Annotated in this window: 14 protein-coding genes; 1 reads left to right on the top strand and 13 read right to left on the bottom strand. The window is 68.9% G+C overall.

Annotated features, from left to right (window positions below):
- Positions 1-182 precede the first annotated feature (182 nt).
- The 12 genes from AWH51_RS04030 to groES form a co-directional block, all read right to left on the bottom strand.
- A complete protein-coding gene (locus AWH51_RS04030) occupies positions 183-1,463 on the bottom strand; it encodes an ABC transporter substrate-binding protein (RefSeq protein WP_063070839.1) in 1,281 nt (426 codons plus the stop codon).
- Positions 1,464-1,641: 178 nt separating this feature from the next.
- Positions 1,642-2,595 carry an EamA family transporter RarD gene (rarD, locus tag AWH51_RS04025; protein ID WP_063070838.1) on the bottom strand — a complete coding sequence of 318 codons (954 nt, stop codon included), beginning with the start codon at positions 2,593-2,595 and terminating at the stop codon, positions 1,642-1,644.
- A gap of 87 nt (positions 2,596-2,682) precedes the next feature.
- Complete coding sequence (locus AWH51_RS04020) at positions 2,683-3,489, bottom strand: hypothetical protein (RefSeq protein WP_063070837.1); 807 nt, start codon at positions 3,487-3,489, stop codon at positions 2,683-2,685.
- The gene (locus tag AWH51_RS04015) at positions 3,486-3,962 is read right to left on the bottom strand and encodes a hypothetical protein (protein WP_063070836.1); all 477 of its coding nucleotides are present in this window, start codon (positions 3,960-3,962) and stop codon (positions 3,486-3,488) included. Before AWH51_RS04015 ends, AWH51_RS04020 begins: the two co-directional genes overlap by 4 nt.
- 94 nt (positions 3,963-4,056) lie before the next feature.
- A complete protein-coding gene (locus AWH51_RS04010; protein ID WP_063070835.1) occupies positions 4,057-4,860 on the bottom strand; it encodes a hypothetical protein in 804 nt (267 codons plus the stop codon).
- Entirely contained in the window at positions 4,857-5,312 is a 456-nt protein-coding gene (locus AWH51_RS04005; protein WP_063070834.1) for a hypothetical protein, read from the bottom strand. Before AWH51_RS04005 ends, AWH51_RS04010 begins: the two co-directional genes overlap by 4 nt.
- 46 nt (positions 5,313-5,358) lie before the next feature.
- Positions 5,359-6,465, bottom strand: a complete 1,107-nt coding sequence (locus AWH51_RS16195) for a hypothetical protein (RefSeq protein WP_063070833.1) — start codon at positions 6,463-6,465, stop codon at positions 5,359-5,361.
- Positions 6,462-6,785, bottom strand: coding sequence for a DUF6507 family protein (locus AWH51_RS03995; protein WP_063070832.1), 324 nt, complete (start codon positions 6,783-6,785; stop codon positions 6,462-6,464). The genes AWH51_RS16195 and AWH51_RS03995 overlap by 4 nt, the downstream gene beginning before the upstream one ends.
- A gap of 307 nt (positions 6,786-7,092) precedes the next feature.
- Positions 7,093-7,668 (bottom strand): hypothetical protein, encoded by a 576-nt coding sequence (locus AWH51_RS03990; protein ID WP_131798097.1) that lies wholly within the window; start codon positions 7,666-7,668, stop codon positions 7,093-7,095.
- Positions 7,669-7,941: 273 nt separating this feature from the next.
- Positions 7,942-8,568: a hypothetical protein gene (locus AWH51_RS03985; protein WP_063070830.1), complete on the bottom strand. Its 627-nt coding sequence runs from the start codon at positions 8,566-8,568 to the stop codon at positions 7,942-7,944.
- Positions 8,569-9,132: 564 nt separating this feature from the next.
- Positions 9,133-9,684, bottom strand: a complete 552-nt coding sequence (locus tag AWH51_RS03975; RefSeq protein ID WP_063070828.1) for a hypothetical protein — start codon at positions 9,682-9,684, stop codon at positions 9,133-9,135.
- A 178-nt stretch (positions 9,685-9,862) separates the two neighbouring features.
- On the bottom strand, positions 9,863-10,159 hold the full coding sequence (gene groES, locus AWH51_RS03970; protein ID WP_063070827.1) for a co-chaperone GroES: 297 nt from the start codon (positions 10,157-10,159) through the stop codon (positions 9,863-9,865).
- Between the two features lie 145 nt (positions 10,160-10,304).
- Here groES and AWH51_RS03965 point away from each other — a divergent pair, with 145 nt between their 5' ends.
- Complete coding sequence (locus AWH51_RS03965) at positions 10,305-11,507, top strand: class I SAM-dependent methyltransferase (protein ID WP_063070826.1); 1,203 nt, start codon at positions 10,305-10,307, stop codon at positions 11,505-11,507.
- A gap of 83 nt (positions 11,508-11,590) precedes the next feature.
- Here the strand turns inward: AWH51_RS03965 and AWH51_RS03960 are convergent, their stop codons facing one another.
- Complete coding sequence (locus AWH51_RS03960; protein WP_063070825.1) at positions 11,591-12,019, bottom strand: DUF4190 domain-containing protein; 429 nt, start codon at positions 12,017-12,019, stop codon at positions 11,591-11,593.
- Positions 12,020-12,032 lie beyond the last annotated feature (13 nt).

Genomic DNA, 12,032 nt, shown 5'->3' with positions numbered 1-12,032 from the left:
GTCGTCGTGTCGGGGGGCGGGGAGCGGGAGCACGTCGACGGCGAGGCGCACGGGCCGGTGGGTGATCCCGCGATCGCCGCGGTGGACGCCGCCGCACGCCCGCGGGGCCTCGGCTCCACCCCGAGCACGCCGGAGGGCCCGGTCCATGCGGACCGGGCCCTCAGCAGTGCGTGGTGCGGGTGCTAGTTCAGCTTGCCGTAGACCTGCTCGGAGAAGGTGCGCGTGTTGCCCTGGCCGTACTTGTAGACGGAGACGTACGCCTCGGTCGGGTCGCCGTTGTCATCGAACGTGATCGGGCCGGAGAGGCCGTCGTAGTCGATGTCGGTGCCCTCCTTGATGAGCTTCGCGCAGTCGGCGAACGACTCGCACTTGGTGCCGCCCTCGGAGACCGACTTCAGGTTGGCCTTCAGCGTCGCGCCGTCGGTGCTCTTGCCCTGGAGAGCGGCGAGCGCGAGGAGCACGGTGCCGTCGTACGACTCGGCCGAGTAGCTGAAGACCGTGAGGGCGGGGTCGCCTTCGGCCTTCACCATGTCCTGGAGGCGGGACTGGAAGTCCTCCTTGGCCTCGACGCCGGGGTTCGTGAACTGCGCACCCGCGATGTCGACGTTGGTGTCGGCCTCGGTGATGATGCCGTAGTTCCCGTCCGTGCCGTAGAACTTGTTGAAGTCGAAGCCCTTCGACGCGAGCTGGTCGGCGATGGTCTTGACCTCGTCGAACGAGATCACGACGAGCGCGTCGGGGTTCGGCGCGAGCACGGACGTGATGGCGCTGTTGAAGTCCGTCGCGGACGGCTCGAACACCTGCTCGGCCGCGATGGTGGCGCCGTTGTCCTCGAGCGTCTTCTTGATGTTCGCCTCGAGGCCCGTGCCGTAGGCGTCGTTCATGTAGAGGATCGAGACGTTGGTCTTGCCGTCCTTCAGGATCTTGTTGCCGAGGATGCGGCCCTGGAGCACGTCCGAGGGGGCGGTGCGCCAGAAGTATCCGTCGTCCTTGTAGGTCGAGAAGTCGGGCGAGGTGTTCGCGGGCGACAGCTGGACGACGCCGGCCTGGGTCACCTGGTCGATGAAGGTCTTCGAGACGCCGGAGGACGCCGCGCCGATGATGGCGCTGTTGCCGTCCGCGATGAGCGAGGTGGCCGACTGGCTGGCGATGTCGGTCGTGGTGTCGCCCGAGTCCTTGTCGGTGACGGTCACCTGGATGCCGGCCTTGGCATCGTTGATGTCCTTCTCGGCGAGCCCGACGCCCGCGATCTCGGGCGGGCCGAGCACGGCGAGGGAGCCCGTCTGCGGCAGGATCGTGCCGATCTTGAGGTCCAGGTCGCCGCTCGCGGTGGTGCCGCCGCTGCCGCCGCCGCCGGAGCAGCCGGCGAGGACGAGGGCGCCGGCGACCGCGATGGTCACCGCGCTGAGGGCTGTGCGGGCAGATCGTGAGCGGGAGGACGAGACCCTGCCGAATGCGCTCATGGTGCTCCTTATGGATGTGTGTGGTGATGCTCGGGAATGTGGTGCATGAGGCCCGCGAATGCGCGCCTCGCCTGGTGCGACCCTAGGGCGCGGATGAGACGGGCACAATGCATCGGCATTTCCGTCGTGTAACGCGACCGGATCGTTACCGTTCGCGCGATGCGCGACGGGATCCGCATCAGATGCCGTCGACGACCGCCGGTTCCCTCCGGATGGGCGTCGACGCCATACCCGGCCGACGAGACGCCCGGAGCATGTCCACGGTGAGCAGCACGAGCGCCGCCCACACGATCGCGAAGCCGGCCCAGCGCTCGGGCGGCATCGCCTCGTGCAGCACGAACACCCCGAACGCGAACTGCAGCAGCGGCGCCAGGTACTGCGTGAGGCCGATGACGGAGAGCGGGAGCCGACCCGCGGCGAAGCCGAACAGGAGGAGCGGGCCGGCCGTGACCACGCCCGTGCTCACGAGGAGCAGCGTGTGCCCGAGCGAGACCGTGCCGATGGTGAGGCCGGCGCCCGCGCCCGTGATCACGAGCATCACCGTCGCCGCGGGCACGAGCCACGCGGTCTCGAGCGCGAGCCCGGAGAGCGCGTCCGCTCCCCCGCTGACGCGCTTCTTCACGAGCCCGTAGAGGCCGAAGGACCCGGCGAGCGCGAGCGACACCCACGGCAGCTGCCCGTAGCCGATCGCGATGACCGCCACCGCGACCGCGGACAGGCCGACCGCCGCCCACTGCAGCGCACGCAGGCGCTCGCGCAGGAGGATCACGCCGAGCAGCACCGTGACGATCGGGTTGATGAAGTAGCCGAGCGCGGTCTCGACCACGTGGCCGGACAGCGTGCCGTACACGTAGACGGTCCAGTTGACGAGGATCAGGTGCCCGGCGAGGGCGAGGCCGAACAGGAGCCGCGGCTGCCGCGCGATGGCGACCAGGTGCGGCCACCGCCGCGCGAGCGTGATGACCAGGGCGCACACGACGAGCGAGAAGAGGATCCGCCAGCCGACGATCTCGAACGCGCCCGCCGGCACCAGCAGGAGGAAGAAGACCGGCAGGACGCCCCAGAGACCGTAGGCGCCGATCGCCGCGAGGAGGCCGGTGCGGGTGGGGGTGTCGCACGGTTCGGGTGTCACATCCGTGAGGCTAGCGCGCGCTCGAGCGGTCCGAGAGGTGCTCCGCGACTGGTCCACGCGTCACCCGAGCGCACTCTTGCCGCGGCCTCACCTGCGGAGAGCGGCCATGGTGTCGAAGAACAGCTCGAGGGCGCTCCGCATCACATCGGTGCCGGACACGACGGCGAGTCGCACGCGTCCGTCCGGCAGGTCCTCCGGCTGGAACCAGCCGACGTCGCCTGTCCGGATGGCCTCGTACTTGATGCCGGCCTGGGGCGAGGCGACGGTGTATCGGGTCCACTCCCCGGCAGCCCAGGCTCGGGCGGTCATCCCGCTCGCGCCTTCGGGGACTGCCGGCTCGTTGCCGGGCGCCGCGTCGATGCGGTGGGTGATCAGGTCAGCGTCGAACTCGCCCCGCCCTTCTCCGTGGGGGAAGGCCCACGCGGGACCGATGCGCATCCAGGAGATGAGGAGGCCGAAGGACGCCGACATGGTCGTGGAGTGGACGGACATGACGGTGGAGCCGTCGGGAAGGGGGAGCTCGGCGACGACCAAGGCCTCCCTGCCGGAGTACCAGCTGTTGAGGATCCGGCGTCGTCCGCCGGTGTCCGCGAGCACCCCGAACACGATCTTCGCGGTCGCACGGACGCGCAGCAGACCCTCTCCCGCGGTGGTCAGCCCGCCGAGTCGATCGAGGAGGCCGAGGGCGCGGAGCTCGTCGGTCACGCCCGGGGCTCGTCCGACCCGGGCGAAGATGCCGCGTCGCCTGATGAGCCACAACTGATCCCAGGCAGCGCGGCTCATCCGCATCTCGCCGAGCGGGAAAGGCTGCTGGGACGCGACGCCGACGAGCTGCTCGAAGGGCTTGCCCTCGTTCTGGGAGCTCGCCTCGTCATCCAATGCGATGTCGATCATGCGATGCCCTTCAGCTGTGCGGTGCGCGATATCCGGCTGAACACGACCTCGAACTGCAGCGTGTCCATGACGTCGCAGCTGGCGGTGACCTCCATCACCTGGGTTTCGGTGACGAGAGCTCGGCGCGTGACCTCCACGCACACCCCGGACGCCTCGTAGAGGAACTTGACGTAGCGCCCCGTGAGCCCCGGGTACAGCCACTCCTTGTCGGCCACGACATGGGACCAGCCCGGGAGCGCCAGCGCCTCGGCGACCGAACGCGCACCCAGCTGCTCCACCGTCTCGATGGAAGGGCGCACTACCACCACGATGTTCGCCCGGAAGGTGCTCTTCCGGCCGGTGCGCTCGGCGACCGTGAGCACACGGTCGTCCTCGGAGGGCAGAGCCTCCCAGAAGTCGGGGATCTCGACCGTCGCCAGCGCGCTCTCGACCGTCGCCCAATCCGGCGTCAGGGCTTCATCGTGGGTGGACATCCGGTTCCCCTCACCTTGTGCACTCACTCCGACCTGCAACGTCATGGATGCCCGAGTCGCGATGCCGCCGCCAGCGCGAATGAACCGGCCTCCGTCAGCGCGTCGCGCGCACCGCCTGCAGGAACAGGCCGACGACGTCGCGCATGACGTCGAGGGGTGACTCGGGTGCCAGCCTGACGCGGCCGTCCGGCAGCTCCTCCGGCTTGAACCAGCCGACCTCTCCGGTCCGGATCCGGTGGAACGCCATGTCCGCGGCGGGAGACCCGACGTAGTAGCTGGTCCACTCGCCCGCGCGCCATGCTCGCGTCGTGCTCTGGCTGGCATCCGAGGGAAGCGGGATCTCGTCATCCGGCGCCGCATCGATGCGCTGCTTCACCGCAGCGGCATCGTGCGTGCCGTCGCCGATGTCATGGCCGAAGGTCCATGCCGGCCCGATCCGGAGCCACGAGATGAGCAGGCCCAGCGACGCGGAGAAGGTCGTGCGGTGGATGGACATGACCGTCGATCCGTCTTCTTGAGGGATCTCCGCGGCGACGAGCGCTTCACGGCCGACGTACCACCCGGTGAAGGTGCGCCGCTTGCCGTGCGCGTCTGCCGTGCCGCCGAAGTTGAGGACCGCGGTTGCGCGGACACGCAAGAGGTCCTCGCTCGCCACCGACAGGCCACCCCTCCGGTCGAGCAGACCCGCACGGGACAGCTCCGCCACCTCCGCGGGGTCGCCGCCGAGACGCGCGAAGATCCCGCGCCTGCGGATCGACCACAGCTTCTCCCAGGCCGCCGGGCTGAGCAGGATCGAGCTGGCCGGGTACGGCTGCATCCCGGCGACGCGGGTGACCAGCTCGAACGGCCTGCCGTCGCCGCGCGCCACGGCCTCTTCGTCCAGCCTGATATCGGTCATGCCTGCACCGCCACTCGCGCAGTGCGCGCGATCGTCTTGAACAGATCCTCGAAGCGCAAGCGGTCGACGATGTCGCAGCTCGCCGTCACCTCGAGGACGTGCGAGCCGGTGACCAGCGCGGAGCGCGTCACGGCGACGCACCTCCCGGCGGTCTCATGGACGAAGTTCACCACGCGCCCGGTCGTGTCGGGACGCCGCCATTCGGAGTCCGAGACCACGTGCGACCAGCCCGGGTACACCAGGCCCTCCGCGATGCTCCGCGCGCCGAGCTGGATCACGGTCTCCGTCGAGGCGCGCACCACGACGATGACGTTCGCCCGGAATCCCTCGTCGGGCGTGCTCGGGTTCGCGATGGCGACGGCGCGGTCATCATCTGACGGCAGCCTCTCCCACGTCGGGGGCATCTCCATGTGCAGCCACGGGGTCTCGATGCCCGTCCAGTCCTCTGTCATTTCATCGCTTTCTCAGTACTCAAGTAGCCGTATCGCCTCGCGCGCGTCATCCGAAGAAGTGATCAACGAAGTTGGTGAAGCCCTCTCCTGAAGTCGATCCTATTTTATCGCCGATATATCCTCCGGCAAGGCCGCCGAGGAAACCACCGATCTCCGCACCGACCACGGTACCCAGCGGAGGAAAGACTGCACTGCCGACCACAGCGCCCAGGCCTTCTCCGGCGACTGTGCCTATCTCGCCGCCGACTATGCTGCCCGCCACTCCTCCTACCGCAACTACCGCAGCATGCGTCGTCGCGTGTGTGGCCCGCTCGGTAGGATTCCAGTCGGGATGTTCCGCCTCATCGTGGTCGTACGTATTGGCGAATGCCGCCGCACCCGATACCAGCACGCCTGCGGCCCCTAAGCCTCGGGCGATTCCTTCCCCCGCAGCACCGACTTCGGCGACACGCCTACCCAGGGCCTCGTCGCCCGCCGCAGTCAGACGCTCAGAGGCAGGTTGCGCGCCGTCGACGACTGGCTCCGCAGTGTGGTTGCCGTCTTGTTCCGTGATCCCCAATAAGTCCGTCACGGCGTGAAATGCGTCTTTGACCTTCGGCGAATCCTTAATGAGGTCCGTACCACCATCGATCCCGAGCTTCAGGGCCGGCTGCTCCAGCGTCTCGCCGATCCCCTGCACCGCATCCACGAGCGCATCGCCTGCGTATCGCGTCAGCTTGAGCAGAGCCTCTGCACATTCCTCGTCGGCATGGTCGACTTCGTTGTTGAATCCGTCGATGATGCCCGGGGCGAGCGGAATCGCGGTGGCAACCTCGGATGATTTGTCCGCCGCCAGGGAATCCGCCGCCTCCTTGCGCTTGGCCGGCAGGTCGGCGAGAGACGTCGAATAGGCGAGGAGCGCCGCTTTCGCCGCGGCGGCATCCTCACCAAGGGTCCTCGAGAGCGTCTGCGCGGAGGAGAGGGCATCGAATAGTCGTGCGGAGTCAGGGGTGTCGAATACGTCGACAGCCGAGAGGCCTGACCATGAGCGGGTGATTGACTGCATGGCCTCGTCCATCGCCGCGCCGATCTTGTCGAAGGCGGCAGCCGCAGTCTCGACATCGGCCGCGCTCGGTATGTCCGACAGCCGGTCCGCGGGGTCGGATGACGTCATCGGCCCGCCCCCTGGGAGAGGTTGGTGGCCATCTCGTCGTCGCCTTGGGTGTAGGCGTCAAGGGCGAGCTGCGTCTGGTCGATGACCTTGCCCACTGCGGAGTCGACCGCGGCGATCTGGGACAGGAGAGGATTCCCGCTGATGAGGGCGAGCGCTGCCGCTGTCTTGGGTCCGACGACAGCAGAGGCACCTTCGATGGCCTTCGTGACTGCCGCCTTGGCGGTGTCCAGCCCGGACAGGTCATTGCGCGTGGCGGTGAGGACGGTCCTCACCGTGTCGGGATCGATCCTCCAGCCGTTGCCGCTGGTCTGCCCGGTCATGCCGCGCGGCCTTCCCAGGAGGACGAGTTCGTCACAGTGGGCCGGTGTCCCGCCGCGAAGTGACGACGACCGCTGACGGACGCGACGATAGGAGAGACGGTAGCAATCGAGGCAAGCATGATCGGCGAGATTCTGGACACGGGCGGAGCCTTACACGCGGTAGGAGTTCGGCACCGCTCTTGTGCACAGGGGAGGCGTCGAGCTACTTCCGCTCTGGGGGGGGAGCCGGAACGTGAGGCAGTCCGCTCAGCGCCCTGAGCGGCCGAATCTCGCACGTAGGGCCGCCGCACCCTTCGCGAGGACTCGATCAGTCAGCTGAGCCGAACGTCTTCCTCATCACTTCTTCCAAGGGGACGCCGTCTCGTGTCCCCTTCGGCGACGGGGCGTCCTGCTCCGAACCCGCGACGGTCGACCGCACAGCGGACGCATCGCGTGAGACAGCAGCACCTCGAGATGACTCCGACGCTCGGCGGTCGAGGCCCTTCGCGGCCCTGTACCACCGAGGCAGGAGCACGCGGGGCATGAACCCCATGCCGATCAGGCCTAGCACCACGATGGCTACTACGAGGAATGCAACCGGCATCTGAGCCGGAGGAGGCAGGACGAGCGCCACAGCCCCGAGGAGAAGGCCCACTCCCGTCCAGCCGATGCCCAACGGTAGGTACGGGAAGTAGTAGATGCTCACCACAGGTGGCTTCCACCGAGCCCACGACCTCCAAAGACCGGAGTAGGCGAGAGCACCCACAGTGAGGAAGACGATCGCCGGGACGAGCAACCGGGCCGCTATGCCAAGGGAAGACGCGTCCTGGCTCGAGGCACTCGTCATGCCGACGATCGCGGTCGAGGATGACGAAGCGGAGATCGGGAGCAGAAGCAGCAGCACCTGCCGAGTCTCACAAATCGGGGGAACCCCGTCGGCCGTCCCCCACACCCCCTGCCCTCGAGAGCCGGCGGTCGCTCAGGATCACAACCCTCGTGCGCGCCTCCTCCGACCCCGGAAAAGGTGTCGACATCGGGCTCGGCTCCGAGCCATCACCTCGACGAACGGGCCCCACCGGAGAGTCATCGATGTAGGCGTCTCGCCGCCGCTCGATGTCCCTTCCGAAGCGACGCACGCATGGGCGCCTCCCGGGCGCGAGAGGAGCGACACCTCGACTCAGTCGGATGACCCGAAGGCCTTCCTCATCACTTCTTCCATCGCGACGCCGTCTCGTGTCCCCGTCGGCGACTCAGCACCCGGGCATGCGCGCTCGTCGCCCGCCCGCCCGTTGGGCGAGTCGCGTGAGAATGTGGCGCCTAGAGACGCATCCGCCGCTCGGCGGTCGAGGCCCTTCGCGGCCCTGTACCACCGAGGCAGGAGTGCCCGGGGCATGAAGCGCATACCGATCAAGCCGAGAAACACGATCGCCACGCCGAGGTAGATGACCGGCATCTCGATCGCCGGAGGCAGGAACAACCCTGGAGCCATGACCGCGTAGCCCACCCCCATCCACCCGATGCCGAGCGGCAGATACGGGAAGTAGTAGATGCTCACCACAGGGGGCTTCAAGCGAGCCCACCACCTCCACAGTCCGGAGAATGCCAGCAGCCCGATGGCGAGAAACACGATGGCCATCACGAGTCCTTCAGCCGCGATGCCGAGGGAGGACATGCCTCCGCTCGCGCCGCTCGTCTCGCTCAGCATCGCTCTGAATGAATACGCAGGAGACGACCGGAACGGGAGCACCTGCTGAGCCTCGCAGATGGTGGGAATTGCGCCGGCTGTCGCCCACAGCCTGAGCACCTTTCCACCTCACCTGCTGAGGCGAGAGGGCATTCGCCAGCAATAGGGTCCAGGTGATCGACTCGACCGAGCTTCCACACTTGCCAGCGCATGTCACGTCGATCGCCGGGGCCGTTCAGGGCCGATCGACCGGGTCCTCACCGTTCCGATCAGAGTCCATGTCCATCCGCGCTCGGTACCACGCAGGGAGCAGGACCCTCGGGACCCCGATCATCGACATGGCACCCACCACGCCGATGCCCAGCCCGAGGTACAGGAAGACCGAGCTGAGGAAGGGTGGGAGCACTCTGCCGGCGGATACGGCGAGGGCTCCCACTCCCATGACACCGATTCCCAAAGGATAGGTGTACCGGGTCCTCGACCACGCACGCCAGAGCCCCGTGTACGCGACCACCCCGATCGCCACCATCACCACACCGACGAGGAAGGACTCGACGTAGATCGAAGCAGACGTGTCGCCGCTCGGGGCACCTCCCGCGACGACGAGGGCGTGGACTACTCCTGCGGCCGATCGCATCACGACAGCGTCCGTGAGCAGACGATCTCCTCCACGTCAGCCTCGGCTCAGTCCGCCGAGCCGAACGTCCGGCTGACCGCGTCATTGACAGCGGTCTCGTCTTTCCCGGACGCGCCGCCCTGAGCGGCCGGTCCAGCCCCCGCTTGCGTCGGCGACGGGCTGCCCGCCGAGATCGGGTAGCGACGATCGCTCGACGTGCTTCCGTCCAGCCCCTTCGCGGCCCGGTACCACCGAGGCAGGAGCGCACGAGGCATCCACATGGCGCTGCACACCGCGAGGATCTCCACGAAGATCCCGAGGTAGATGACGGGCAAGCGAGCGGCTGGCGGGAAGAGGATGAAAGCACCGATGATCAGAAGACCCACGCCCATCCAGCCGATCGCCAAGGGCAAGTACGGGAAGTAGAACATGGTGACGATGGGGCGCTTCATGCGGGCCCACCATCGCCACACACCGGAATACGCCAGAGCACCCACTCCGAGGAAGACCAGGCCCATGAGGGCCGCGGTGACAGCGGAGGCCAGCAGGCTGCGGCTCGCTGAGTCGTCGGAGGCGAGGGCGAGTAGAGCGGAGGTGGCGAGGATCGGGACGGCATGCACTCGACGAGTGTCACAGATCCCAGGCACCCGGTCGGTGTTCCCCCACAGCTGCGGGATCCCATTGAGGGCATCGGCGTGCGACCGTCGGCCCCGCACGCACGAGAGCCCGGCCGAACGTGTCGGCCGGGCTCTCGCGTGGTGCGATGGTGCGTGGTGCGGTGTCGCTGCGTGCGGAGCGTCAGCGCTCGATGACGGCGAGCACGTCGCGCGCGGAGAGGACGAGGAGGTCCTTGCCGTCGTACTTGACCTCGGTGCCGCCGTACTTGGAGTAGATGACCTTGTCGCCGACGGCGACGTCGAGGGGGACGCGGTTGCCGTTGTCGTCGATGCGGCCGGGGCCCACGGCCACGACCTCGCCCTCCTGGGGCTTCTCCTTGGCGGTGTCGGGGATGACCAGACCAGACGCGGTGGTCTGCTCGGCTTCGACCTGCTGGATGACGATGCGATCCTCGAGCGGCTTGATGGAGACCGACACGGTTGACCTCTTCCTTCGTGACTAAGGGACAAGACTTCATTGGCAATCTCCGGGGGAGAGTGCCAGGTGAGATTCTACGGGCCGCGCTTGCACTCGCGCAACGCGAGTGCCAATCGGTGGGGAGCGGCCCCGATACGGTGGGCGGATGGATCAGACCGACCTCCGCGAGGTCCTCTCCCTCGAGGGGCTCCGCCTGCTCGACTCCCTGCCCGAGCCTCAGCCCGGCAATGACGCCGTGCGGATCGTGAGCGCCCTGCGCGCCGAGGGCCACTCCCCCGAGCGGGTGCGCGCGGTGCTCACGCAGTCCCGCCTGCGCGCGAAGGCGCGGGGGAAGTTCGGCGACTTCGCCGAGCGCATGCTGTTCACGGAGGCCGGGCTCGAGCAGGCCACCCGGCTGCCGGTCGCCGCGCAGCACGCGGGCCGCTTCCAGCAGGCCGGCGTCGCGCACGTCGCCGACCTCGGCTGCGGGATCGGCGGGGACGCGATGGCGATGGCGGCCATCGGGATCCGCGTCACAGCGGTCGAGCGCGACGAGGTGACCGCGGCGATCGCCGGCTGGAACCTCGCGCCGTTCCCCGAGGCGGTCGTCGAGCAGGGCACAGCCGAGGCGTTCGACGCGGGTCGCGTGGACGGCGTCTACCTCGATCCGGCGCGGCGCACGGAGGGGCACTCGTCGACGCGGCGCATCTCGGATCCGGACGCCTACTCCCCCACGCTCACCGCCGCGTTCGAGCGGGCGTCGGGGCGCGCCGCCGGCATCAAGCTCGGCCCGGGCCTCGACCGCGACCTCATCCCGGCGGAGGCGGAGGCGCAGTGGGTGTCGGTCGACGGGCAGGCCGTGGAGATGGGCCTGTGGTTCGGGCCGACGCGGCGGGACGGCGTGCGGCGGGCGGCGCTCGTGATCAGCGGCGGGTCGCACGCGGAGCTCACCGCGGCGGCCGACAGCGCGGACGCGGAGCTCGGCGAGCTCGGCGAGCACCTGTACGAGCCGGACGGCGCCGTGATCCGCGCGCGCCTCATCGGCGACCTCGCGCGCTCGCTCGACGGGCGGATGGTGGGCGAGGGGATCGCCTGGATCACCGCGGACCGGGAGCAGGCGACGCCGTTCGCGCGCGGCTTCCGGGTGCGCGAGGTGCTCCCGCTCGACGAGCAGCGGCTGAAGCGCGAGCTGCGGGCGCGCGGCATCGGGACGCTCGAGATCAAGAAGCGCGGAGTCGACGTGGATCCGGCGCGGCTGCGGACCCGCCTGCAGCTGAAGGGCGACGCGTCGGCGACGCTCATCGCGACGCGCGTGGGCGGGCGGCGCGTGGCGATCCTGGCGGACCGGCACGGGGTGCACGCGGGCTGACGCCCGACCGCCGGGCCGCTGCCCGGACACGACGACGCGGCCGCCCCGAGGGGACGGCCGCGCGTGTGATGCGGTGGTGCGTGCTAGCGCCCGGACGGCATCGGGATCGGCGTGCCGTTGATCTGGCCGGTGCTGATGGCGTTGAGGACCACGAGCGCGAAGATGCCGATCAGCACGCTGACCAGCACGCCGACGATGCCGAGGATGAGGCCGGTGAGCCAGAAGCCCTTGGTGCCGGGGTTGCGCTTGCGCGCGAGGACACCCGTGACGATCGCCGCGATGCCCACGAAGAACGTGAGGAACCAGAGGGGGATCGAGAGCACCAGCGACACGATGCCGAGCACCAGCGAGGTGATGGCGAGGCCCTTCTTGGGCGCACCGCCCTGGCCGGGCTGGTAGGGGGCCGCGTAGGGCGAGCCGGATCCGGCCGCGGGCGCCGCCGGGTAGGAGGGCTGGCTCGGTGCGGGCGGGAAGTCGTCGGAGGAGCGGTCCGGATTCTGCGGATCGGTCATGGTGGTTCCTTTC

The sequence above is a fragment of the Clavibacter tessellarius genome (assembly GCF_001618005.1).
Classification (GTDB): domain Bacteria; phylum Actinomycetota; class Actinomycetes; order Actinomycetales; family Microbacteriaceae; genus Clavibacter; species Clavibacter tessellarius_A.
This window is presented reverse-complemented; position numbering and strand designations above follow the sequence as displayed.